Raw genomic sequence first — 23075 nt, 5'->3', positions numbered from 1 at the left:
CCCTCGGCCTGCAGAGGCGGCCCGGGCGGCGTGTCGGCAGAGGCTATCGGATGAACGGAAGCGGGCGTTCACCGCCCGTTCACGGCCCGATCAACCGCTTCTGAGCTGCCCGCGCCGCGATCATCATCGGGGATCGCGGTCCCCGCTCACAAACCCGCGTTCGCAGACCGGCGCATTCTCGGCATGACGTCCGACACCCTCCCGCACCCCCCGGAGCGGGGCAGGGCGGACACCTCTTTCGACCGGCATAGGGTTGGCGTCCATGACATGGCTGATCACCGGCGGAGCCGGATACATCGGGGCACATGTGGCGCGGGCGATGGCGGAGGCCGGGGAGCGTCTCGTCGTCCTCGACGACCTCTCGTCCGGGGTGCCCAACCGGCTTCCGGAGGACATCCCGCTGGTGCAGGGCTCCTCGCTGGACGGGGATCTGCTCAAGCGGGTGCTGACCGAGCACGGGATCACGGGTGTGGTGCACCTCGCGGCGCGCAAGCAGGTCGGTGAGTCGGTGGCCCAGCCGACGCGCTACTACCAGGAGAACGTGGGCGGCCTCGCGACCGTCCTGGAGGCGGTCGCCGGGGCGGGCGTGAAGCGCTTCGTCTTCTCCTCGTCGGCGGCCGTCTACGGCAATCCCGATGTGGACCTCATCACGGAGGACACCCCCTGCGCCCCGATGAGCCCGTACGGCGAGACGAAGCTCGCCGGGGAGTGGCTGGTGCGGGCGACGGGCCGGGCGCACGGCATCGCGACCGTGTGTCTGCGCTACTTCAACGTGGCGGGCGCGGCCTCGCCGGAACTCGCCGACACGGGCGTCTTCAACATCGTCCCGATGGTGTTCGACCGGCTCACCCGGGGCGAGGCCCCGCGGATCTTCGGGGACGACTACCCGACGCCGGACGGTACGACCGTCCGTGACTACATCCACGTCGCCGACCTCGCGGAGGCGCATCTCGCGGCGGCCCGGCGGCTCGCCGACGGGGCGAGCGGCGACCTGACCGTGAACATCGGCAGGGGCGAGGGCGTCTCCGTGCGGGAACTCATGACCCTCGTCTCCGAGGTGACCGGTGATCCCCGGCAGCCCGTCGTCGAGCCGCGTCGTCCGGGCGACGCGCCGCGCGCGGTGGCCTCGGCCGCCCTGGCCGGCGAGCGGCTCGGCTGGAGCGCACGGCGCGGGGTCCCCGAGATGGTCGAGTCGGCCTGGCTCGGCTGGCGGTTCCACCACCCGGGGACCACCACCGGATGATCTTGTCAACGCTCTGACCTGCGCATCGTTTCCGCAGGTCAGAGCATATGACAACGGTGTTCAGTGCCGCGTTGCCGGGTACCCCGCTCCCGTAGTTCACTGTGACTCCGGACCTGTTGTTCCGGACCGAGGCACAGGAGGCGGCTTTCCATGGGGGTTGGGCACGATCACGGGCACGCGCACGGCGCTCCCCCGACGGGCACGGCGGCGGCCGCGTACCGCGGGAGGCTGCGCGTCGCCCTGGGCATCACGCTCGCCGTCATGGTCGTCGAGATCTTCGGCGGTCTGCTCGCCGACTCGCTCGCGCTGGTCGCCGACGCGGCGCACATGGCGACGGACGCGCTGGGGCTCGGCATGGCCCTGCTCGCGATCCACTTCGCGGCGCGGCCCCCGAGCCGCAACCGCACCTTCGGGCTGGCCCGCGCCGAGATCCTGGCCGCGCTCGCCAACTGTCTGCTGCTGCTCGTCGTCGGCGGCTACGTGCTCGTCGAGGCGATCCAGCGCTTCGTGACGCCCGCCGACACCCAGGGCGGACTGGCCATCGTGTTCGGCGCCATCGGCCTGGTCGCCAACTCGGTCTCGCTGACGCTGCTGATGCGCGGGCAGAAGGACAGCCTGAACGTGCGGGGGGCCTTCCTGGAGGTGGCGGCCGACGCGCTGGGCTCGCTGGCGGTCATCATCGCGGCGGTGGTGATCATGACCACCGGCTGGCAGGCCGCGGACCCCATCGCCTCGATCGCCATCGCGCTGATGATCGTCCCGCGCACCTGGAAACTGCTGCACGAGACCCTCGACGTACTGCTGGAGGCGGCCCCCAAGGGCGTCGACATGGCGGAGGTGCGCTCCCACATCCTGGCTCTCGACGGGGTCGAGGACATCCACGACCTGCACGCCTGGACCATCACGTCGGGCATGCCGGTGCTCTCGGCGCACGTCGTCGTCAGCTCCGACGTGCTGAACGCGATAGGGCACGAGAAGGTGCTCCACGAACTCCAGGGCTGCCTCGGCGTCCACTTCGACGTGGAGCACTGCACCTTCCAGCTGGAACCGAGCGGCCACGCCGAGCACGAGGCACGGCTCTGCCACTGACCGCGGGGTTCCCCGTAAAAGCGGGGGCGGCGCGGGGGCGCGCGCTGTTAGCGTGGCCGCGATCCCTGGAGGTGGGTTGATGACGGTCGTGCCCGGCGCTGCCGCGCGCAGCGACCTCGTCGTCCCCGTTTCCCGGGCCCGCGGCTGATCCGTCGTTCGGCGACGCGTCGGCCGGGCCCTCGTCCAAGGGTTTCCCCATGACCGAACACACGCACAACAGCACCCCCTCGACCGCGCACGGCTCCGTCTGGCGCACCCGCCGGGAGACGTCAGCCGATGTGGCGGCGGTGCACGCCGTGACCGCCGCCGCCTTCGGACGGGCGGAGGAGGCCGACCTGGTGGACGCGCTGCGCGCCGACCCGGACGCCTGGCTCCCCGGTCTGTCGTACGTCGCCGAGGCACCGGACGGCACGGTGGCGGCGTACGCGCTGATCACCCGCTGTCACGTCGACGACGCCCCGGCGGCCGCGCTGGCCCCGGTCGCGGTCCGGCCCGGTCTCCAGCGCCGGGGCGCCGGTTCGGCCGTCGTACGCGCGGTGCTGGACGCGGCGCGCACACGCGGAGAGCGGCTCGTCCTCGTACTCGGGCATCCCGGGTACTACCCGAGGTTCGGATTCGGGCCCGCCGCCGCGTACGGCATCCGGCCCGGATTCGACGTGCCGTCCGAACATCTGATGGCCCTCGTCCTCGGCGGTTCTGCGCCGGTGGCACCGGGCACGATCAGGTATCCAGCGGCTTTCGGCGTCTGACGCATGCCGGCCGCGTGTCCCGCTCCGGGCTCCCGGGGCGGGACATGCGGGAGCCGCGAAGTGCCGGGAGTGCCGCTTTCGTACGGCAGACTTGGGGCTTGAAGACCGATGCGAAGGATGGGTATGCCGATCTCACCTGCCACCGCGACGCACAGTTCGTCGAACGGCACCGTTGAAGCGATCTTGCTGGAACTGGTCGACGAGGACGGCAACACGATCGGTACGGCGGAGAAGCTCGCCGCCCACCAGGCGCCGGGCCAGTTGCACAGAGCGTTCTCGGTGTTCCTCTTCGACGAGCAGGGCCGGCTGCTGCTCCAGCAGCGCGCCCTGGGCAAGTACCACTCCCCCGGTGTCTGGTCCAACACCTGCTGCGGACACCCCTACCCGGGCGAGGCCCCGTTCGCGGCGGCGGCCCGGCGGACGTACGAGGAGCTGGGGGTGTCGCCGACACTGCTGGCCGAGGCGGGCACGGTCCGCTACAACCACCCGGACCCGGACTCGGGCCTGGTGGAGCAGGAGTACAACCACCTCTTCGTCGGCATGGTGCAGTCCTCGCTGCGGCCCGATCCGGAGGAGGTCGGCTCGACGGCCTTCGTGACCGCCGCCGAGCTGGCCGAGCGGCACGCTAAGGACCCGTTCTCCGCGTGGTTCATGACGGTGCTGGACGCGGCCCGTCCGGCCGTCCGTGAACTGACGGGCCCGTCCGCGGGCTGGTAGCGGGTCCGCTACCGGCCCGTCCGCGGGCTGGTAGCGGGTCCGCTACGCCACACCGGGGGTGAGCGGCAGGGCGGCCCAGATCACCTTGCCGCCGCTCGCGGTGTGCTCGACATCGCACACCCCCCCGGACTCCCTGGTGACCTCGCGCACCAGCAGCAGGCCCCGGCCGCCGGTCTGGCCGTAGTCGGCCTCCAGCGCGGTCGGGCGGTAGGGGTGGTTGTCCTCGACGGACACGCGCACCCACTCGGCTCCGACGGCGACCTCGACCGCGAGCACCGGCGACAGGAGTGCCGCGTGCTTGACGGCGTTGGTGACCAGTTCGGAGACGATCAGCAGCAGTCCCTGGACGAGTTCGTCCGAGACCGGAACCCCCTGGCGGGCCAGCAGGTCACGGACGGCGTGCCGCGCCTGCGGCACGGAGGCGTCGACGGCGGGCGCGGTGAACCGCCACACCCCCTCGTACGGCAGCGGTTCCGGCGATCTGACGCCGGGCGTCGTGCCCCCGCCTTCGGGGCTCGGGTCGGACCCCCGCCCGAGGTTGTCCATCGTCCGGTCGCCACCCTTGCGCTCGATTGTCACCACACGTCGAGTGTTGGTAACGCGCTGGTCCGTACCGGAGAACTGAACAGAAGTCAGCGACTATCGACGCCTTCTGACCGTCTGCGTATGACACGGTCAGTTCCACGACAGCTCCTGCCCCTCTGATGCCGACTTCCGAAAGTATTCAGGTTGTACGGGTTTGTCCCGGAGCCGGCCCGAGTCGCTCCCCCCTCACTCTCCCGTCCCCCCGCCCCGGTCCGTTCCCGCTTCCCGGCCGCCTTCCCGACGCCCTCCGGGGTGCGGATAGCATCCGGCGCATGGAGCCGCAACTGTCGCACCACGTCGGCGACGGAGTCGCCACCGTCGTCATCGACCATCCCGCCAAGCGGAACGCCATGACGACGCAGATGTGGCGTGCCCTGCCGCCCCTGCTGGACGAGCTGACCGGCCGTGCCGACGTCCACGCGCTGGTGCTCACCGGCGAGGGCGCGACCTTCTGCGCCGGGGCCGACATCTCCACGCTGCGCGGTTCCCCGGACGAGGCCCAGGGCCTGGCCGTGCTCGCCGAGGAAGCCCTCGCCGCGTTCCCCAAGCCGACCCTCGCCGCGATCCGCGGTTACTGCGTGGGCGGCGGCGCCCAGCTCGCGGCCGCCTGCGACCTGCGGTTCGCACAGGAGGGATCACTGTTCGGCGTGACGCCGTCGAAGCTCGGAATCGTCTACCCCGCCTCCTCCACGCGGCGGTTGGCGGCCCTGGTGGGACCGTCCGCCGCCAAGTACCTGCTCTTCTCGGGCGAGTTGATCGACACGGAGCGGGCGCTGCGCACCGGCCTGGTGGACGAGGTGCTGCCCGAGGGCGAACTGGACAAGCGGGTCGGGGAGTTCACCCGTCTCCTCGCCGAGCGTTCCCTGCTGACGCAGGCGTCGGCGAAGGAGTTCGCGAACGGGCGCACCGACCGCGACGCGTACTGGGCGGAGCAGGCGCGCGGCGGCGGCGACACCGCGGAGGGGGTCGCCGCCTTCCTGGAGCGCAGGCAACCGCGCTTCACCTGGACCCCGTGACGTCGCGCCCGGCGGTCCGGGACGCGTGACGCGGCTCCTGCTATCCGCCCCGGTCGGTGGCGGCCCTCAGTTCAGAACGACGTGGCTGCCGTTGCGGAACCTGTCGACGAGTGGGCCCGGGCCCGGCGCGGGATCCGCGGGTCCGGGCAGGCGGTTGAACTCGTGAACTCCCGTGCCGCGTCAGCCGGTCGGCGCCGGCCGGAAGCGGCGCCGGTACTCCGCCGGCGCGGAGCCGAGGGTCTTCACGAAGGCGCGGCGCATGGCCTCCGGTGTGCCGTAACCGGAGGCGCGGGAGATCTCCTCGACGCCGTCGGCACTGTCCTCCAGGAGCCGGCGGGCGTGTTCGAGCCGGACGCGCTCGACGAACCGGCCGGGCGTCGTACCGGTCTCGGTGTGGAAGGCGCGGGCGAAATGGCGGGGCGAGAGGCGGGCGCGGGCGGCGAGCGACTCGACGCTCAGATCGGCGCCGGGGTGTTCGGAGATCCACTGCTGGACCTCGCGCAGCGGTTCGCGCCGCGCGGTCTGGGCGGCGAGCTGGACGCTGAACTGGGCCTGGTTCCCGGGGCGTCGGAGGAAGACGACGAGGTGACGGGCGATGGTGAGGGCGGCGGCACGGCCCAGGTCGTCCTCCACGAGGGCGAGTGCCAGGTCGATGCCGGAGGTGACACCCGCCGACGTGGCCACCTGGCCGTCGCGGACGTAGATGGGATCGGGGTCCACCTCGACCGCCGGATGGTCGCGGGCGAGCCGGTCGCAGTACGCCCAGTGGGTCGTCGCCCGGCGGCCGTCGAGGAGGCCCGCGGCGGCGAGCAGGATCGCGCCGGTGCACACCGAGACGAGACGCTCGGCGCCCGGGCCGTGCGCGCGCAGCCAGTCGACGAGCCGGGGATCGGGGTGCCGGGTCCCCCCGCCTCCCGGCACGAGCAGCGTGTGCGGCGCGGGCGCCTCCGCGAGCGTGTGGTCGGGAACGAGGACGAGTCCGCTGGAGCAGCGCACCGGGGCGCCGTCCAGCGAGGCGGTGCGGATGCGGTACGAGTCGGCGCGGGATGCCTCGGCGCCCGCGAAGACCTCCAGCGGGCCGGTGACGTCAAGGCTCTGCACGCCGTCGAAGAGGACGATCAGGACCGTTCGCATGCCTCGATTCTCGACCGGCGTCCGGATGGCCGCAATGACGGGTACCCCACCTTTCCTGCCATACGGGCCTCACGGTTCACGACGTACCGACCAGTCGGTAATGTGCGGGGTATGACCACTCCACTGCCGGAGCGCGCCGGGCGCCGCTGCCACAACGTCCTGAACCCGCTGCACTCGACGCACTACTTCTCACCCGATCTGGGGCGTGAACTGGCCGCGGTCGGTATCGCTGACGACCGGGGCGCCTACTTCGCCGCGCGGTCCGCGGCGATGGGCGCGGTCGGCGCCGGCACGGTGACGGCGACGTTCTACAACTTCCGGCACGCGCTGGTGGCCGACCACGTGCCCGCCGTGTGGGAGAAGGCCTCCCCGGAGACCGTCCTCGCGGCACGCCTGCGCGCCGTGGACGCGACGCTCAGGCGGCTGCTCGGCGAGGACCTCGTCGCCTCCGAGGACGTCGCCGAGGCCGCGCGGCTCGCGCTGCGGGCGGCCGAGGCCTGCGACGCGACGGCCCGGCCGCTGTACTCCGCCCACGCGGACCTCCCGGTGCCCGAGGCGCCGCATCTGGCGCTGTGGCACGCGGCGACCCTGCTCCGCGAGCACCGCGGGGACGGTCACCTCGCCGCGCTGCTCGACGCCGAGCTGGACCCGGTGGAGGCCCTGGTGAGCCACACCGCGACCGGCAAGGGCATGGCCCCGAAGTGGGCGCTGGGCACCCGGGGCTGGTCGCGGCAGGACTGGGAGGCGGCGTCCGGCAGGCTGCGCGAGCGCGGGCTGCTCGACGCCGGGGGCGAGTTGACGGACGCGGGCGTGGCCCTGCGGCAGGACATCGAGGACCGCACGGACCGCCTCGACCGCGCGCCCTACGAGCACCTCGGCGCGGCCGGGGTGGAACGGCTCACCGAGATCGCGAAGGGTCTGCTGACGACGGCGCTCGCCAACGGGGCCTTCCCGGCGGACATGATCGGCAAGAACTGAGGTACCCGGATGTTCTCCCGGTGTTCCGTGCCGGGAGAACGAAAGGGGAAAGAGACATGCTGCGAGCCATAGCGGACGTCCTGCGTCAGATCGGCGGGGCGATCGCCACGGTCGTGACCCTGCCGTTCCGGGCCCTGGCCCGGCTGTTCGGCGGAGCCTCCGGCTCCGGGCGGACCCACAAGGCGTGAGGGACGGCGCCTCTCCCGGCGCCGCCCCCCGGCGCGCGACCGCTCCGAGCGCCGCCCTGATCCACCGTTGTCGGTGTCACCTGCCACAATTGCCGCGCAACCCCAGTGGAGAAGGCGGTACGGGATCGTGACGACACCCCTCGTAGGGTCCATCGAAGGCAGGATCGCCGAGGAACTCGGCGTACGGGAGCGGCAGGTCAAGGCCGCCGTCGACTTGCTCGACGGCGGCTCGACGGTGCCCTTCATCGCCCGCTACCGCAAGGAAGCGACCGAGATGCTCGACGACGCGCAGCTGCGCACGCTCGAGGAACGGCTGCGCTATCTGCGGGAGCTGGAGGAGCGGCGCGCCGCGATCCTCGACTCGGTGCGCGAGCAGGACAAGCTCACCGCCGAGGTGGAGGCGCAGATCAGGGGCGCCGAGACGAAGGCCCGCCTGGAGGACATCTACCTCCCGTTCAAGCCGAAGCGGCGCACCAAGGCCCAGATCGCGCGCGAGGCCGGCCTCGAACCGCTGGCCGACGGCCTGCTCGGCGACCCGTCCGTCGATCCGGTCGCCGCCGCCTCGGCCTTCGTCGACGCGGACAAGGGCGTCGCCGACCCGCAGGCCGCGCTGGACGGCGCCCGGTCGATCCTCACCGAGCGGTTCTCGGAGGACGCGGACCTGATCGGCGAGCTGCGCGAGCGCATGTGGGTGCGCGGCCGGCTGGCCGCCAAGGTGCGGGAGGGCAAGGAGGAGGCGGGCGCCAAGTTCGCCGACTACTTCGATTTCGCGGAGCCCTTCAAGGACCTGCCCTCGCACCGCGTCCTCGCGATGCTGCGCGGCGAGAAGGAGGACGTCCTCGATCTCGTCCTGGAGCCCGAGGAGGCGACCGAGGGCCCTTCGTCGTACGAGGGGACCGTCGCCCACCGCTTCGGCATCGCCGACCGCGGCCGGCCCGGTGACAAGTGGCTGACGGACACCGCTCGTTGGGCCTGGCGCACCCGCATCCTCGTGCACCTGGGCATCGACGTGCGGCTGCGGCTGCGCACGGCCGCCGAGGACGAGGCGGTGAACGTCTTCGCGGCGAACCTGCGGGACCTGCTGCTCGCCGCTCCGGCGGGCACGCGCGCGACGCTGGGCCTCGACCCCGGTTTCCGTACGGGCGTGAAGGTCGCCGTCGTGGACGCCACCGGCAAGGTCGTCGCCACGGACGTCATCCACCCGCACGTCCCGGCCAACCGGTGGGACGAGGCCGTCGCCAAGCTCGCGCGGCTCTCCAAGGAGCACGCGGTCGACCTCATCGCGATCGGCAACGGCACGGCCTCCCGCGAGACCGACAAGCTCGCCGGTGAGCTGATCACCAAGCACCCCGAGCTGAAGCTCACGAAGGTGATGGTGTCCGAGGCGGGGGCGTCCGTGTACTCCGCGTCCGCGTTCGCCTCGCAGGAGCTGCCCGACATGGACGTGTCGCTGCGCGGCGCCGTCTCCATCGCGCGCCGCCTCCAGGACCCGCTGGCCGAGCTGGTGAAGATCGACCCCAAGTCGATCGGTGTCGGCCAGTACCAGCACGACCTGTCCGAGGTGAAGCTCTCGCGCTCGCTGGACGCGGTGGTCGAGGACTGTGTGAACGGCGTGGGGGTGGACGTGAACACCGCCTCGGCGCCGCTGCTGGCCCGGGTCTCCGGCATCACCTCGGGCCTCGCGGAGAACATCGTGGCGCACCGCGACGCGAACGGCCCCTTCACCGGGCGTACGGCCCTCAAGGGCGTGGCCCGGCTGGGCCCGAAGGCGTACGAGCAGTGCGCCGGCTTCCTGCGCATCCGGGGCGGCGACGATCCGCTGGACGCCTCCAGCGTGCACCCCGAGGCGTATCCCGTGGTGCGGCGGATGGTGAGGACGGCCGGCGGCGAGGTCGGGTCGCTGGTCGGCAACACGAGCGTGCTCCGGTCGCTGAGGCCCGCCGACTTCGTCGACGAGAAGTTCGGTCTGCCGACCGTGACGGACATCCTCAGGGAGCTGGAGAAGCCCGGGCGCGACCCGCGGCCCGCCTTCAAGACGGCCACCTTCAAGGACGGCGTCGAGAAGATCTCCGACCTCGCCCCCGGGATGATCCTGGAGGGCGTCGTCACGAACGTGGCCGCCTTCGGCGCCTTCGTGGACGTCGGCGTCCACCAGGACGGGCTCGTGCACGTCTCCGCGATGTCCAGGACATTCGTCAAGGACCCGCGTGACGTCGTGAAGTCCGGCGACATCGTCAAGGTGAAGGTCCAGGACGTCGACATCCCGCGCAAGCGGATCTCGCTGACGCTGCGGCTGGACGACGAGGCGGCGGCACCGGCCCCCGCCGAGGGCGACGGCCGTCCGCAGCGGGGCGGGCGTCCGCCCCAGCAGCGCGGGCAGCGTCAGGGCGGCCAGCGGCAGGGCGGGGGCGGCCGCGGAAGCGGCGGCTCCGGAGGCTCCGGCGGGGGCTCGCGGCAGGCTCCGCCGCCCGCCAACAGCGCGATGGCCGATGCCCTGCGGCGCGCGGGCCTGACCGACCCCAAGCGGGGCCGGGGCTGAGACTCGGTCCCGAGCACCGGGACCGGACGCCGGCGAGGGTGAACGCCCTCGGTGTGACCGCCGGAGGGGCGGCAGCCGTGATCGGCTGCCGCCCCTCCGGCGTGTGGTCGCGGCGCCCCCGACGCCCCCTGTCCGGGCGCGGCGGGGTGCCGTCCCGGCTCAGTGCTCGGTCACCTTGCCGTCCGCCACTTCCAGGCGGCGGGTCGTCCGGACCGCGTCCAGCATCCGCCGGTCGTGGGTGACGAGCAGCAGGGTGCCCTCGTACGAGTCCATCGCCGACTCCAGCTGCTCGATGGCGGGGAGGTCGAGGTGGTTGGTCGGTTCGTCCAGGACCAGCAGGTTGACGCCACGGCCCTGCAGCAGGGCGAGGGCGGAGCGGGTCCGCTCGCCCGGGGAGAGGGTCGCCGCGGGCCGCAGGACGTGGTCGGCCTTCAGCCCGAACTTGGCCAGCAGGGTGCGGACCTCGGCGGGTTCGGTGTCCGGCACGGCCGCGCCGAACGCGTCCATCAGCGACTCGGGACCGTGGAAGAGCTTGCGCGCCTGGTCGACCTCGCCGACGACCACACCGGAGCCGAGGGTGGCGTGACCCGCGTCGAGCGGGATCCGGCCGAGCAGAGCGCCCAGCAGGGTCGACTTGCCCGCGCCGTTGGCGCCGGTCACGGCGACCCGGTCCGCCCAGTCGATCTGGAGCGTCGCCGGACCGAAGGTGAAGCCACCGCGGCGTACCTCGGCGTCGCGCAGGGTGGCCACGACCGCGCCCGACCGCGGTGCCGCCGCGATCTCCATGCGCAGTTCCCACTCCTTGCGCGGCTCCTCGACGACGTCGAGACGCTCGATCATGCGCTGGGTCTGCCGTGCCTTGGATGCCTGCTTCTCGCTGGCCTCGCTGCGGAACTTGCGGCCGAGCTTGTCGTTGTCGTTGCCCGCCTTGCGCCGCGCGTTCTTGACGCCCTTGTCCATCCAGCCGCGCTGCATCTGAGCCCGGCCCTCGAGGGCCGAACGCTTGTCGGCGTACTCCTCGAAGTCCTCGCGGGCGTGCCGGCGCGCGGTGTCGCGCTCCTCCAGGTACGCCTCGTAGCCGCCGCCGTAGAGCGTGATCTCCTGCTGCGCCAGGTCGAGTTCGAGAACCTTGGTGACGGTGCGGGTGAGGAACTCGCGGTCGTGGCTGACGACGACGGTCCCCGCGCGCAGTCCGGACACGAAGCGTTCGAGGCGCTCCAGTCCGTCCAGGTCCAGGTCGTTCGTCGGCTCGTCGAGCAGGAAGACGTCGTAGCGGGACAGGAGCAGGGAGGCGAGTCCGGCGCGGGCCGCCTGGCCGCCGGACAGGGAGGTCATCGGCTGGTCGAGGCCGACCCCGAGGCCGAGGGACTCGGCGACCTCCGCGGCGCGTTCGTCGAGGTCGGCGCCGCCGAGGTCGAGCCAGCGCTCCAGGCTGTTCGCGTAGGCGTCGTCCGCGCCGGGCGCTCCGTCGACGAGGGCCTGCGTCGCCTCGTCCATCACGCGCTGGGCCTCGTCCACGCCCGTGCGGCGCGCGAGGAAGTCCCGGACGGTCTCGCCCTCCCGGCGCTCCGGCTCCTGCGGCAGGTGTCCGACGGTCGCGGTCGGCGGGGAGAGCCGCAGTTCGCCCTCCTCCGGGGTGAGGAGGCCGGCGAGCAGGCGCAGCAGGGTGGACTTGCCCGCGCCGTTGGCGCCGACGAGCCCGATCACGTCACCGGGAGCGACGACGAGGTCGAGTCCGGCGAAGAGGGCGCGGTCGCCGTGTCCGGCGGTGAGATTCTTGGCGACGAGGGTGGCAGTCATCAGGGGGTCGATTTTAACGGCCCGCCGTGGCGATCCGCGCCGCCGATCCGGACAGGCCGCCGTCGCCTCGCCACCCGGTCTCGGGACACCGGCGCCCCGGGCATCTCCGGGCCCCGAATCGCGCCAGCCCCGGCTCCACCGACCCCGCCCGGCTCGACCCGTACGGGCGGCTTGGCGGGCGGCCCGGCGGGGGCGTCTCGACCGGGGGCTGTGCGGAAGAGCTCAACAGACCGGCTTCGCGCAGGGGCTGTGCGGACGGACTTGGCCGGGGGCAGTACGGGCCGGGGCCGCGACGGGGTCGTACCGGGGCGGGGCCGTGGCTGGGCCGGGCCAGGCCGTGGCTAAGCCGTCCCGGCGGCGTGCGGGAGCCGCGTCGCGGACAGGCGGGAGCCGCACCACGGAAAGGGGACGGGCCTCGAACGGGGACGAGCAGCGCAGGGGGACGGGTCCGCCACCGCCAACAGCCTTCGCGAGCCCGCGTTCTCGGGGCGCACCGACTGCTCGAGCGGCAGGGCGGCCTGCTCCGGTCGAAGAAACAGCGCATGGGGACGGGCGGCGAAGGGGCGAGGGCAGCGCAGGGGCCTGGGCCCCCGGGCCGGGCCGGGGGCCGGGGGCCCTCGCCCCTGCGCCCGGGCCGCCCGGGGTCGCCGACAGCGACCCGGGTCGTCACTTCGGCGGCCCGGGATCCCCCTGTGCCGCGGCTGCCCCGCTCTTCCCGTCCTTCCGGGTTCCAGGGCCCGTCGCCCCAGCGCCCCGACGACTCGACGCCCCGGACCCCGTACCCGGGTGCGGGGGCCGGGTGTCAGCGAGCCATCGCCTCGACCAGTACGCTCCCCGACGTCCGGGCCACGACGAACGACTCGCCCTTCACCGCCCGGGCCTCCAGGGGGATCCGGTGCCGCCCGGTTTCCAGGACCCCGTCGAAGACGTCGTGCGCGTGGCCGCGGGCGAGGCGGCCGAGCCGGTACGCGGTCAGCCGGACCCGGCACGTCGAGGTGACCTCGATCCCGGCCTCGCCGTCGGCGGCGACCAGGCGGGTGAGGCGGCGCAGCTCCAGCGGACCGCGGTCCAGCGCGTGCTCGACCTGGGCGACCAGCAGCGGAACGATGGGCGCCAGCCCCTCGACGTGCGGGACCTCGATGTCCGCGGCGCCGAAGGCCCCCTGCACGGCGGCCCGTTCCGCCGCGCCGACGGAGGGCGCGTACACCACCGCGCCGTAGACGCGCAGCTCGTCGGCCGGGACCCCGGTCGTGTCGCGCGCGATGTCGGCGCCGATGCCGATGGCGCGCAGGGCCGCGGCCAGTTTCGCCAGCAGGGCGACCCGGGGGCCGATCAGCAGGATGCGCGGGCGGGGGCCCGCGTCGCCTTCGAGCAGGGAGCTCAGGGCGGCGCGGTACTCGGTGCCGCGGAAGCGGAACGGCCCTATCCCGTGGTAGCCGTTGAGCTCCAGGTCGGGCCGCTCCCCCGTCTGCCAGGCGAAGTCGCGCCAGACGTAGTCGTCGTCCTCCCTCTCGATCAGCGCGGTGACCGCACCGCACTCGATGCCCTCGCACTCCGGGCAGCCGTAGATGATGTGACGGCCGTCCTCCAGCGGGGCGTCGGCCTCCAGGAGAAGGCCGCGCACCTGGGCGCCGAAGATGGCGGGCGGGACGTCGGAGGCGAGCGGGGACACCGCGTCGAGGTCGGAGAGCTGGAACAGCAGCGGGCGACCGTCGACGACGAAGTCGACGAAGTCGCGGTGCACTTGGAAGTCACCGTTGGCGAGGACTTCACCGGCACGCATCGCCGGTGCCAGGCCGAAGGTCGCGTACTCGGCAGACATGCTGTGAGTATTCCCGCACGGGGACCGGTCCGAGCACGGCATGACATATTCCGCTAGCGTCCCCGCATGGAGCAGCCCGGGAACGGCGACGTGATCGTGGTCGGCAGCGGAGTCGTCGGACTGACGACGGCCGTGGTGCTGGCCGAGGCAGGACGGCGGGTCCGGGTGTGGGCACGGGAGCCGGCCGAGCGGACCACCTCGGCGGTTGCCGGAGCGCTGTGGTGGCCGTATCGCATCGAACCGAAGACCCGCGCCCGCGCGTGGGCGCTCACCTCCTTCGCCGTGTACGAGGAGTTGGCGGCGCGGCCCGCGGAGACGGGCGTACGCGTGGTCGAGGGGGTGATGGGCGAGACGCGGCTGGACGAACTCGGCGACTGGGCGGCCCGGGTGCCGGGGCTGCGCGCGGCGACGGCGGACGAGTATCCGGGGACGGCGCTGTGGGCGCGACTCCCGCTGATCGACATGCCCGTGCTGCTGCGGCTGCTCCGGGACCGGCTCCTCGGGGCGGGCGGCACGATCGAGGAGCGGGCGGTGACGGATCTGGCCGAGGTGCCGGCGGCGGTCGTCGTCAACTGCACGGGTCTCGGGGCCCGTGCGCTCGTCCCGGATCCCGCCGTCCGGCCGGTGCGCGGGCAGCTCGTCATCGTGGAGAACCCGGGGATACGCGACTGGCTCGTCTCCACGGACCCGGCCGCCGGGACGACGACGTACGTCTTCCCGCAGCCGGACCGGCTCGTTCTCGGCGGCACCACCGACGAGGACGACTGGTCGCAGGACCCCGACCCGGACGTGGCGGCGGCGATCGTGGAGCGATGCGCGGCGCTGCGGCCCGAGATCTCCGGGGCACGGGTGCTCGACCACCGGGTGGGCCTGCGGCCGGTCCGGGACGCCGTCCGGCTGGAGCGTGAAGTCCTGTCCGACGGACGGGTGTTGGTGCACAACTACGGTCACGGGGGCGCCGGGGTCACCGTGGCGTGGGGCTGTGCGCGGGAGGCTGCCGGGCTCGTGAGCGCGGCCGCCTCCCGCTGAGAGCGGTCGTTCAGGGCCGGCGGTTCAGCGCCCCTCCCCCGGCACGCGGAGGGCGGCACCCGGATCGCGCACGCCGTCGAGAACGGACGCGGCGGGGGCCGGGGCGGAACCCGCCGTCGCCCGAGCGAAGGCCGCCGCGCCGCCGACGAGCGGGACGCGCGCGGACGTACGGGCCAGGTCGAGGGTCAGGGTCGGAGTGTCGGCCGGCGGGTCGATGAGGTCCTTGTCGGTGCCCGCCACGATCAGCGCGAGGCGATGGCCCTTCGGGACGACGTGGTCGGTCGCCGCGAGGTCGAGCGTGATCGTGTAGGCCCTGCCGGGCGTGAGCGAAACGCCGTGACCCGAGGCGTGGTTGCCGAGATCCGCCCAGCCACGGCTGAGCACGGTGAAGTCGACGTCCGCCGTGGCCGCCCGGGTCTCCTTGTAGCAGGCGCTGTCGCCCGCGGTGCTCGCGCCCCAGCAGGTGCGGTCGGCGAGCGTGGCGATGCCCTCACCGGGGCCCGCGTAGTCGCGGACGGTGTCCGGTCCGAGGTCGACGAGGACCGCCGAGAGATGGGCCGTCGAGGTAGTGGGGGTGGCGGTGACGGTGACCTCGGAGGAGCCGGAGAGCCGCAGGTCGCGGGTGAGCGGCCCGGTGGTGAAGCCCGCCTTCTCCGGGGTCGTCCGGTCGATGTGCGCGGCCCAGTCGGTCTCGCTCAGTGCCGGGTCGTCGGTGAAGGTCCGCGTGCCCGAGCCTCTGCGCAGGGCGAGCGTGCCGGCACCGTCCTGGGCGCCCGTGCCGGGACGGAGGGTGGTCGCCGCGGTGGTGCGCGGCGGCCAGAGCGCCGAGGTGGTCCACTGGCCGGGATGGCGTTCGATGTCGGCCATCGGCTCGTCGTCGATGCCGTTGTCGTAGCCGAGGAGTTCGTGGTCGAACCAGCGGTGGAGGGTGTCGACGAAGGCGGCGCGGCGGAAGTCGAAGGGATCGACGTGGCCGGTCTGGGAGAGCCAGATCTTGCGCTCGACACCGTGCTCGGCGAGGGCGTTCCACCACTGGCCGAAGTTCTTGGTGCGGACGTTGAGGTCCTGCATGCCGTGGACGAGGAAGACGCTCGCGCGTACCTTCGACGCGTCCTTGACGTAGTCGCGCTCGGTCCACAGCGGTGTCCAGTCGCCGGTGCGCGGAGCGCCGTCCACCAGCTTCTGCTGTACCGCCGCGCACTTGGCGCGGGCGTCGGGGCTGTCGACGTAGCCGGAGAGCCAGTCGGGGCCGGAGTCGTAGAGCGGGGCGCCCTGGGCGAAGTAGTAGTCGTACCAGGAGGAGATGGCGCTGATCGGCACGATGGTCTTCAGGCCCTTGACGCCGGTGGCGGCCACCCCGTTGGCGATGGTGCCGTCCCAGCTCTTGCCGATCATGCCCGTGCTGCCGTCGGTCCAGCCCGCCTTGGCGGTGGCGGCGCCGGTGCGGGTGGTGTATCCCCTGGCCCGGCCGTTGAGCCAGTCGACGACCGCCTTGGCGGACTGGACGTCGGACCGGCCGCCCACGTCCACGCAGCCGTCGGAGCGGTTGGTGCCCGCGAGGTCGACGCCGACGAAGGCGTAGCCGCGCGGCACGAAGTAGTTGTCGTAGAACAGCGGCATCTGGACGACGTGGCCGTTGGCGTCGTACGTCTTCAACTGGCTCTCGTTGCCGCGACCGCAGCACGAGTAGTAGGGGCTGGCGTCCATGATGACGGGGACCTTGCGGCCCTGCCGGGCGGGTTCGCGGGGGCGGACGATGTCGACGGCGACCCGGTCGGGCTTTCCGTCGCGGTCGCCGTCGAGCCCGGTGTCGACCCAGACGGACTCCCGGATCGCGTTCTCGTACGAGTAGACCGGGGTGCTCTCCCGCGGGGCGCCGTGTGCGGCGGCGGGGGCGAGGAACGCGGCCATCAGGGCGGCCACGGCGGCCGTCGCGAGCGATCTCCAGGTCGTGAAGCGCATGCGGCGCACGGGTATCGGCATGCGCGGAAGGTACCCCGGTCAACTCCCGTGCAAAAGAGGGGAGATGAGCGACGGGAGGGGTGGAGCGTCACATGTCGGCCGAATGGCGATCGTGTGACAGGGGTGGCCGTGGACATGACCGGGGCCACAGGGACTCAATAGGCTCCGGACAGACTTCATGCCCCCACGACTTGGAGCCCCACGTGCACCGCAGACTCATCGCCCCGGGCGCCCTGGCGGCCTCCCTGCTGCTGGCGATCCCGGCATCGGCGGCAAGCTACACACCCGGAGCACCGGGTATCGGCGACCCCTATTACCCGGCCTACGGCAACGGCGGATACGACGTCTCCCACTACGACCTGCGGCTCACCTACCAGCCGCGGACGGACGAACTGGAGGGCACGGCAACCCTGCTGGCGACCACCACGCAGGACCTGTCCCGGTTCGATCTGGACTTCCTGCTCGACGTGAGCGAGGTCCGGGTCAACGGCGCGAAGGCGGCGTTCTCGACGTCGGGCGAGCACGAGCTGGAGATCACCCCGGCGAAGCCGCTCGCCAAGGGCACGTCCGTCACCGTCGTCGTCCGCTACAGCGGAGTGCCGTCCACGAAGTCCGCGTACGGCTTCTCGACCTGGCACCGTACGCCGGACGGCGCCGTCGCGGCGGACGAGCCCGAGTCGGCCTGGTGGTGGTACCCGAGCAACGACCACCCGCTCGACAAGGCCACGTACGACGTGTCGGTGGCCGTCCCGGACGGCACCCAGGTGATCTCCAACGGCACCCTGCAGTCGTCGAGTTCACGGCTCGGCTGGACCCGCTACAACTGGCGGTCGAACAAGCCGCAGGCCACGTACCTGACGACCCTCGCGGTGGGGAAGTTCGACATCACGACCGGTACGTCCGACGGCGGCGTCCCGGTCGTCAACGCCTACAGCAAGGACCTCGGCGACAACGACGGCGCGGCGCGCGCCAGTGTCGAGCGGACCGGTGAGCTGGTGGACTGGCTGAGCGGCTACTTCGGGCCGTATCCGTTCAGTTCCGCGGGCGGGTACGTCCCCAACACCACGACCGGGTACGCGCTGGAGACGCAGACGCGGGTCTACTACAGCCCCCGGCAGTTCGCGAACGGCTCCAACACCTCCGTGGTGGTGCACGAGTTGGCGCACCAGTGGTACGGCGACGACGTGTCCCTGAAGGGCTGGAAGGACATCTGGATCAACGAGGGCTTCGCGCGGTACGCGCAGTGGCTCTGGTCGGAGCACGAGGGCGAGGGCACCACACGGGAACTCGCGGACTACACGTACGCCTCCCACCCGGCGGACGACGCGTTCTGGACGGTCGCGCCCGGCGACCCCGGGGCGGAGAACCAGTTCGACACGGCGGTCTACGACCGGGGCGCGCTGGCGGTGCAGGCCCTGCGCGACGAGGTCGGCGACGACGCCTTCTTCGCCGTCCTGAAGGGGTGGCCGAAGGAGCACGCGTACGGGAACGCGTCGGTCGACGACTTCCGGACGTTCGCCGAGCGGGTGTCCGGGCGGTCGCTCGCCGCGCTCTTCGACACCTGGCTGTTCCAGCCGTCGAAGCCCGGGGCGCAGGCGGCGCGGAGTGCGGGTCTGGCCAAGTCCACTGTGGCGGACGGGAGTTCGGTGGCGCGGCCCAGGTCGTGGAAGAAGATCGCGGCGACCGACTCGGTCCACTCGGGCACGGCCGGCGGGCACTGAGAAGCGCCCACGGGCCGAGTCGCCCACCCCGCCCCGAGGGGGAGGCGTCCGGTTGCGTCACACCGGAGTCGCCGTCTCCAACGCGGCTGTTCGGGACAGGAGTTCGGCGCGGCTGATCGCCTCGGCTCGGGTCGAGGGCACGGTGCACGCGTGGGCGCCGGCCACGGCGCCGTACAGGGCGCAGCGCCGGAGAGGCTCGCCGGTGAGCCGGCCGAAGAGGAATCCGGCGGCGAACGCGTCCCCGGCGCCGTTGGAGTCGACGACGGGTGCCGGGGGCGGTACCGCGGGCACGTGGGTCAGTTCGTCCCCGGCCAGCAGGTACGCGCCCTCGGCCCCGGCCGTGGCGACGACCACCTCGGCCCGGCCGCGCTCCCTGACCCGCCGCATGGTCCGCTCGGGGTCGGCGAGGGCGGTGGCGGAGACGAACACGATGTCGGCGGCGTACGCGAACGGCTCGTGGTAGGGGTTCTCGCCGTCCCAGTCGTGCAGGTCGGTCGACAGGGTCACCCCGGCTTCCCGGAGGGCAGGAAGGGCGTGCGCGCAGGGGTGGGTGATGGACACGTGGGCGTGCCTGCTCGCCCCGGCCAGCTCGCGCACCGTCCGCTCCGGGAGCCGGTCGGCGTCCCGTGAGCGGGTGTCGTCGTACAGGGACAGCCGCCGCCCGTCGGGGCCGACGAGATTGACCGCCCGCTTGGTGCCGGCGGCCTGGGGTACGGCGGTGAGCGGGATGTGCCGGTCGCGATGCAGGGCCCGGACGAGGTCGCCCTCGGGGTCGTCGCCCAGCAGGTCGAGGTGGTGGGTGCGCAGACCCAGCTCGTGGAGTCCGAGGGCGACGAAGTCCCCGGTCTGTCCGGCCCGCGTCTCGATCCCGGGGCGGATCATGTAGCTGTCGGCGTACGGAAGGGGCAGCTCGGGCACGTGCACGATGGTGTCCACGCCCGCGCCGCCGAGGACGAGGACGTCGATGTCGCGGCTCATGACTCTCCCTGTCGGATGCGATCAGCGAGTCAAGCAGGCTCCGGCGATCACGGCAAGAAGTTGCGCAACATCTCGCAACGGCTTGCAGCGGCGGGCTCGTCGGCCGAGACAGGCCGACGGCTCGGCCTCCGGTCACCCCAGGTCGTACACCGTCACCGCCCGACCGCGGCTCACCAGACGCGCCTCGACGAGCGGCTCCACCTGTGACCAGCTGCCGCCGGCCAGCCCGCAGCCGATGCGCGGCATATGGACGGACGCGCCGAGCTCGACCGCCTTGTCCGCCAGCAGCCCGAGGGCGTCGTCGATGGCCTCGTAGCGCACGGGGGCACCCTTGCCGCCCGCGCGTATCCCCCGCTGTCCCACCAGGTTCGCCACCCACAGGTCCCCTTCGACCTGGACGAACTGGGCGGCGCCCAGGCCGAAGTCGTTGTCCGCGCGGGCGCGGTGCCGGTACGCGGCCTCCGGTTCCGGCCAGCGGCGCGAGACGGCAAGCACGAAGCCCTTTCCCCAGGCCCCCACGTCGTTGCAGACATGGGCGATCACCTTGACGCCCCTGCCCGACGGAACGGTGGCGTCACCCCGGACATACCTGATCCCCGACATGACGCCACCGTACGGGCGGCCACTGACAGTGGCCCCGGTGCGCAAACACGTGAGCCACGGCGCCGAGAGCGGGCGGCTTCGCGGCGCCGTGGGCCGTGCGCTACTTCGTGAGCCCGCTCAGTTCCTCGCCCTGGGTCCTGGTGACCCGGCGGCGGACGGCGAACCAGCCGGCGACGAGCAGCACGGCGATCACGGGGACGAGGAGGAGGGTCTTCCGGCCGACCTCGGGGTCGTTCCACATCAGGCCGAGGACGGCCAGCAGGAAGGCGATGGTGACGATCTCGGTCACCGGGCTGCCGCGCAGACGGAACGAGGGACGGGTCAGGAGACCCTCCTTGGCCCGGCGGACGAACACCAGGTGGCAGATCATGATGATCACCCAGGTGCTGATGATGCCGAGCGACGCCACGTTCAGGACGATCTCGAAGGCCTGGCTCGGCATGAGGTAGTTCAGGACGACACCGAGAACGCACACCGCGCAGGTGAGCAGGATGCCGCCGTACGGGACCTGGCTGCGGTTCATCTTCGCGGTGAACCGGGGCGCCGAGCCCGCCATGGCCATCGAGCGCAGGATGCGGCCGGTGGAGTACAGGCCGGAGTTCAGCGACGACATGGCCGCCGTGAGGACGACGAGGTTCATGACGTCGCCGGCCGCCGGCACGCCGATCTTCGACAGCACGGTGACGAACGGGCTCTGATCGGCCGTGTAGACCGAGCCGGGCAGCAGGAGGGCCAGCAGGACGACCGAACCGACGTAGAACACACCGACGCGCCACATGATCGAGTTCACCGCGCGCGGAACGACCTTCTCCGGCTCCTCCGTCTCACCGGCGGCGACACCGACCAGCTCCAGCGCGGCGTACGCGAAGATCACGCCCTGCATCACGAGGACGACCGGCATCATGCCGTGCGGCAGGAGGCCGCCGTGGTCGGCGACCAGGCCCGGGCCCGGCGTGTGGCCGCCGACCTCGTGCTGCGTGGCCAGCAGGAAGATGCCGATCAGCATGAAGCCGACCAGGGTGGCGACCTTGATGATCGCGAACCAGAACTCCATCTCGCCGAAGATCTTCACCGAGATCAGGTTCACGGCCAGCACCACCGCGAGGGCGATCAGCGCCAGCACCCACTGCGGGATGTCCGTGAAGAAGCTCCAGTAGTGGGTGTAGAGCGCGATCGCCGTGATGTCGGCGATCCCGGTCGTCGACCAGTTGAGGAAGTACATCCACCCGGCGACGTACGCGCCCTTCTCACCGAGGAACTCACGGGCGTACGAGACGAAGGACCCGGAGGACGGCCGGTAGAGGACCAGCTCGCCGAGGGCGCGGACCACGAAGAAGGCGAAGGCGCCGCAGACGAGGTAGGCGACGGCGAGCGCGGGACCCGCGTCGTGGAGGCGCCCGCCGGCGCCGAGGAAGAGCCCCGTGCCGATCGCGCCGCCGATGGCGATCATGTTGACGTGGCGAGCCTTGAGGCCCTTGCTGTAACCGGCGTCGCCCGCATCCGCGGGCGACTGGGTCGCACCGGTGCGGGAAACGGCCCCGGCCGTGTCTACGGCGTCCTTGCTCACGGGTGGATCTACCTTCTGGTGCGCCCCGGCGCACGGGGTGCGCGGGTGTCCGGATGTGCCGGGTCCGCGCCGTCTGGGACGGTGCGCGGACCAAGGCGCCGCCTGCCCAGGAGGATCACCTCCCATGCGGTGGCACGCGTCACACCAGGGAACTTCTCACCCGGCGATCACGAGATGCACGGCTTGTGACGGGCGTGTGCGGCCCGCACCCGGCCGCCGTCACGCCACCCGGTGCGACCCCGTCCCGCCGGACGCCCGGCGACCGGGCCGAGGCGGGACGGCGGCTCGATGCCGGGGATGAGCGAGGGGCAGGGAGGTCGACAGGGCGAGGTCCGTGCCCGCGCCCTCCGTCACCACGCGCCCTCCGCGTCCCGAACGGGCCGCACCCCGCGCCGGTCCTGGACAACCGCTTTCACAACACTGGTGGGACAGCAATACTGTTGCACCGCGCGGTCACCGGTTCACCGGAGCGCGCGGTACGACGCGAGAGGCGAGGACCTGCCATGACGACGGACACCGGGGAGCCGACGCTCACGGTCGACGAGCTGGCCGCACGGGCGGGCGTCACGGTCCGCACGGTCCGCTTCTACAGCGCCCGGGGCCTGCTGCCCCCGCCGGTGATCGGACCTCGGCGCGTCGGCCGGTACAGCCAGGAGCACCTGGCGCGGCTGGCCCTGATCGAGGAGCTGCAGCACCGGGGCATGACGCTGGCCGCGATCGAGCGCCATCTCACGCAGTTGCCGCCCGGCCTGAGTGCGCACGATCTCGCCATCCACCGCGCCGTGGTGGCCTCCTGGGCGCCCGAGGCGACGGAGGAGGTGACCCGTGCGGAGCTGGAGCGGCGGGCCGGGCGTCCCCTCGACGACGAGGACCTGGAACGGCTCGCCGCGATGGGCGTCGTCGAGCGCGCCGGCGACTCGGTACGGCTGGACCCGGGGCTGCTGCGGCTCGGGGTGGAACTCCTCGATGTGCCCCTCGCGCACGAGACGATCCTCGCCGCCCGGACCGTCCTGCTGGAGCACTCGCGGGCGGCGGCCCACGAGCTGTCCACCCTGCTGCGGGAGGCGGTGGGCGACAGCGAGCCCGTGGCGGCCGTGAAGTCGCTGTCGGCGCACATGCAGCCGCTGGTGGTGCAGGCACTGCTCACCACGTTCCAGCGGTCGCTGAACGAGGAACTGCGGGAGTGGCTCAAGGAGTCCTGACCGGGCGCCGCCCGAAACGCACCCTCTCGTCGCCCAGGCCCGACCGTGAGGGGCGGCCCACCGCCGGCGCGTGGCCGCCTTCCGCGCCTCGCTGGCACCGCATGTCCGGGCGAACGTCCTCGGGGCCGCCCTGGTCCACCTGACGATGCCCGG

19 protein-coding genes are annotated in these 23075 nt (G+C 72.6%); 11 read left to right on the top strand and 8 right to left on the bottom strand.

From position 1 onward, the window contains the following. Positions 1 to 262: 262 nt before the first annotated feature. The 4 genes from galE (at position 263) to idi (ending at position 3798) form a co-directional block, all read left to right on the top strand. Positions 263 to 1243: a UDP-glucose 4-epimerase GalE gene (gene galE, locus ABZT74_RS30620; RefSeq protein WP_356440289.1), complete on the top strand. Its 981-nt coding sequence runs from the start codon at positions 263 to 265 to the stop codon at positions 1241 to 1243. A gap of 150 nt (positions 1244 to 1393) precedes the next feature. After that, positions 1394 to 2332 carry a cation diffusion facilitator family transporter gene (locus ABZT74_RS30615; protein ID WP_356440287.1) on the top strand — a complete coding sequence of 313 codons (939 nt, stop codon included), beginning with the start codon at positions 1394 to 1396 and terminating at the stop codon, positions 2330 to 2332. Positions 2333 to 2529: 197 nt separating this feature from the next. Continuing rightward, positions 2530 to 3081, top strand: a complete 552-nt coding sequence (locus ABZT74_RS30610) for an N-acetyltransferase (protein ID WP_356164556.1) — start codon at positions 2530 to 2532, stop codon at positions 3079 to 3081. A gap of 123 nt (positions 3082 to 3204) precedes the next feature. Next, positions 3205 to 3798 carry an isopentenyl-diphosphate Delta-isomerase gene (idi, locus tag ABZT74_RS30605; RefSeq protein WP_355870880.1) on the top strand — a complete coding sequence of 198 codons (594 nt, stop codon included), beginning with the start codon at positions 3205 to 3207 and terminating at the stop codon, positions 3796 to 3798. Positions 3799 to 3840: 42 nt separating this feature from the next. Here idi and ABZT74_RS30600 read toward each other — a convergent pair whose 3' ends face one another. Then, on the bottom strand, positions 3841 to 4344 hold the full coding sequence (locus tag ABZT74_RS30600; RefSeq protein ID WP_356164617.1) for an ATP-binding protein: 504 nt from the start codon (positions 4342 to 4344) through the stop codon (positions 3841 to 3843). Positions 4345 to 4655: 311 nt separating this feature from the next. On the opposite strand from ABZT74_RS30600, the gene ABZT74_RS30595 reads away from it, so the two are divergent. Further along, entirely contained in the window at positions 4656 to 5399 is a 744-nt protein-coding gene (locus ABZT74_RS30595) for an enoyl-CoA hydratase/isomerase family protein (RefSeq protein WP_356164557.1), read from the top strand. Between the two features lie 180 nt (positions 5400 to 5579). Here the strand turns inward: ABZT74_RS30595 and ABZT74_RS30590 are convergent, their stop codons facing one another. Then, positions 5580 to 6533: a GlxA family transcriptional regulator gene (locus ABZT74_RS30590; protein WP_356164561.1), complete on the bottom strand. Its 954-nt coding sequence runs from the start codon at positions 6531 to 6533 to the stop codon at positions 5580 to 5582. 111 nt (positions 6534 to 6644) lie between these two features. Here ABZT74_RS30590 and ABZT74_RS30585 point away from each other — a divergent pair, with 111 nt between their 5' ends. From ABZT74_RS30585 to ABZT74_RS30575, 3 genes are all read left to right on the top strand, one after another. Continuing rightward, positions 6645 to 7511, top strand: a complete 867-nt coding sequence (locus tag ABZT74_RS30585; RefSeq protein ID WP_355870868.1) for a hypothetical protein — start codon at positions 6645 to 6647, stop codon at positions 7509 to 7511. Positions 7512 to 7567: 56 nt separating this feature from the next. Then, positions 7568 to 7699 (top strand): LPFR motif small protein, encoded by a 132-nt coding sequence (locus tag ABZT74_RS30580; RefSeq protein WP_356164563.1) that lies wholly within the window; start codon positions 7568 to 7570, stop codon positions 7697 to 7699. Between the two features lie 127 nt (positions 7700 to 7826). Then, positions 7827 to 10238 (top strand): Tex family protein, encoded by a 2412-nt coding sequence (locus ABZT74_RS30575; RefSeq protein ID WP_356164565.1) that lies wholly within the window; start codon positions 7827 to 7829, stop codon positions 10236 to 10238. A 159-nt stretch (positions 10239 to 10397) separates the two neighbouring features. Here ABZT74_RS30575 and ABZT74_RS30570 read toward each other — a convergent pair whose 3' ends face one another. Further along, a complete protein-coding gene (locus ABZT74_RS30570) occupies positions 10398 to 12038 on the bottom strand; it encodes an ABC-F family ATP-binding cassette domain-containing protein (protein WP_356164567.1) in 1641 nt (546 codons plus the stop codon). A gap of 802 nt (positions 12039 to 12840) precedes the next feature. Beyond that, positions 12841 to 13860 (bottom strand): oxidoreductase, encoded by a 1020-nt coding sequence (locus tag ABZT74_RS30565; protein WP_356164569.1) that lies wholly within the window; start codon positions 13858 to 13860, stop codon positions 12841 to 12843. 66 nt (positions 13861 to 13926) lie between these two features. Between ABZT74_RS30565 and ABZT74_RS30560 the strand changes: the two genes are divergently transcribed. Then, positions 13927 to 14889 carry an FAD-dependent oxidoreductase gene (locus tag ABZT74_RS30560; protein WP_356440284.1) on the top strand — a complete coding sequence of 321 codons (963 nt, stop codon included), beginning with the start codon at positions 13927 to 13929 and terminating at the stop codon, positions 14887 to 14889. Between the two features lie 24 nt (positions 14890 to 14913). On the opposite strand, the gene ABZT74_RS30555 is transcribed toward ABZT74_RS30560, so the two are convergent. Next, positions 14914 to 16872, bottom strand: coding sequence for a Xaa-Pro dipeptidyl-peptidase (locus tag ABZT74_RS30555; RefSeq protein ID WP_356440281.1), 1959 nt, complete (start codon positions 16870 to 16872; stop codon positions 14914 to 14916). 182 nt (positions 16873 to 17054) lie between these two features. Here ABZT74_RS30555 and ABZT74_RS30550 point away from each other — a divergent pair, with 182 nt between their 5' ends. Further along, the gene (locus ABZT74_RS30550; RefSeq protein ID WP_356440279.1) at positions 17055 to 18572 is read left to right on the top strand and encodes a M1 family metallopeptidase; all 1518 of its coding nucleotides are present in this window, start codon (positions 17055 to 17057) and stop codon (positions 18570 to 18572) included. Positions 18573 to 18629: 57 nt separating this feature from the next. Here ABZT74_RS30550 and ABZT74_RS30545 read toward each other — a convergent pair whose 3' ends face one another. From ABZT74_RS30545 to ABZT74_RS30535, 3 genes are all read right to left on the bottom strand, one after another. Further along, positions 18630 to 19550, bottom strand: coding sequence for an adenosine kinase (locus tag ABZT74_RS30545; protein WP_356164576.1), 921 nt, complete (start codon positions 19548 to 19550; stop codon positions 18630 to 18632). 132 nt (positions 19551 to 19682) lie between these two features. Further along, positions 19683 to 20153, bottom strand: a complete 471-nt coding sequence (locus ABZT74_RS30540) for a macro domain-containing protein (RefSeq protein ID WP_356440276.1) — start codon at positions 20151 to 20153, stop codon at positions 19683 to 19685. A 100-nt stretch (positions 20154 to 20253) separates the two neighbouring features. Beyond that, positions 20254 to 21720, bottom strand: a complete 1467-nt coding sequence (locus ABZT74_RS30535; protein ID WP_356164580.1) for an amino acid permease — start codon at positions 21718 to 21720, stop codon at positions 20254 to 20256. Positions 21721 to 22223: 503 nt separating this feature from the next. On the opposite strand from ABZT74_RS30535, the gene ABZT74_RS30530 reads away from it, so the two are divergent. Next, the gene (locus tag ABZT74_RS30530) at positions 22224 to 22922 is read left to right on the top strand and encodes a MerR family transcriptional regulator (protein WP_356164582.1); all 699 of its coding nucleotides are present in this window, start codon (positions 22224 to 22226) and stop codon (positions 22920 to 22922) included. The last annotated feature ends 153 nt before the right edge of the window (positions 22923 to 23075 follow it).

It is taken from the genome of Streptomyces sp. NPDC005302, assembly GCF_040607345.1.
In the GTDB taxonomy this organism is placed as follows: domain Bacteria; phylum Actinomycetota; class Actinomycetes; order Streptomycetales; family Streptomycetaceae; genus Streptomyces.
Note: the sequence above shows the minus strand (reverse complement) of the source record. Positions and strands in the feature narration are given on the sequence as shown.

Bases quoted from the DNA above. Each gene is read 5' to 3' on its own strand.
- galE (WP_356440289.1), top strand. From the start codon at position 263: ATGACATGGCTGATCACCGGCGGAGCCGGATACATCGGGGCACATGTG.
- ABZT74_RS30615 (WP_356440287.1), top strand. From the start codon at position 1,394: ATGGGGGTTGGGCACGATCACGGGCACGCGCACGGCGCTCCCCCGACG.
- ABZT74_RS30610 (WP_356164556.1), top strand. From the start codon at position 2,530: ATGACCGAACACACGCACAACAGCACCCCCTCGACCGCGCACGGCTCC.
- idi (WP_355870880.1), top strand. From the start codon at position 3,205: ATGCCGATCTCACCTGCCACCGCGACGCACAGTTCGTCGAACGGCACC.
- ABZT74_RS30600 (WP_356164617.1), bottom strand. From the start codon at position 4,344: ATGGACAACCTCGGGCGGGGGTCCGACCCGAGCCCCGAAGGCGGGGGC.
- ABZT74_RS30595 (WP_356164557.1), top strand. From the start codon at position 4,656: ATGGAGCCGCAACTGTCGCACCACGTCGGCGACGGAGTCGCCACCGTC.
- ABZT74_RS30590 (WP_356164561.1), bottom strand. From the start codon at position 6,533: ATGCGAACGGTCCTGATCGTCCTCTTCGACGGCGTGCAGAGCCTTGAC.
- ABZT74_RS30585 (WP_355870868.1), top strand. From the start codon at position 6,645: ATGACCACTCCACTGCCGGAGCGCGCCGGGCGCCGCTGCCACAACGTC.
- ABZT74_RS30580 (WP_356164563.1), top strand. From the start codon at position 7,568: ATGCTGCGAGCCATAGCGGACGTCCTGCGTCAGATCGGCGGGGCGATC.
- ABZT74_RS30570 (WP_356164567.1), bottom strand. From the start codon at position 12,038: ATGACTGCCACCCTCGTCGCCAAGAATCTCACCGCCGGACACGGCGAC.
- ABZT74_RS30565 (WP_356164569.1), bottom strand. From the start codon at position 13,860: ATGTCTGCCGAGTACGCGACCTTCGGCCTGGCACCGGCGATGCGTGCC.
- ABZT74_RS30560 (WP_356440284.1), top strand. From the start codon at position 13,927: ATGGAGCAGCCCGGGAACGGCGACGTGATCGTGGTCGGCAGCGGAGTC.
- ABZT74_RS30555 (WP_356440281.1), bottom strand. From the start codon at position 16,872: ATGCCGATACCCGTGCGCCGCATGCGCTTCACGACCTGGAGATCGCTC.
- ABZT74_RS30545 (WP_356164576.1), bottom strand. From the start codon at position 19,550: ATGAGCCGCGACATCGACGTCCTCGTCCTCGGCGGCGCGGGCGTGGAC.
- ABZT74_RS30540 (WP_356440276.1), bottom strand. From the start codon at position 20,153: ATGTCGGGGATCAGGTATGTCCGGGGTGACGCCACCGTTCCGTCGGGC.
- ABZT74_RS30530 (WP_356164582.1), top strand. From the start codon at position 22,224: ATGACGACGGACACCGGGGAGCCGACGCTCACGGTCGACGAGCTGGCC.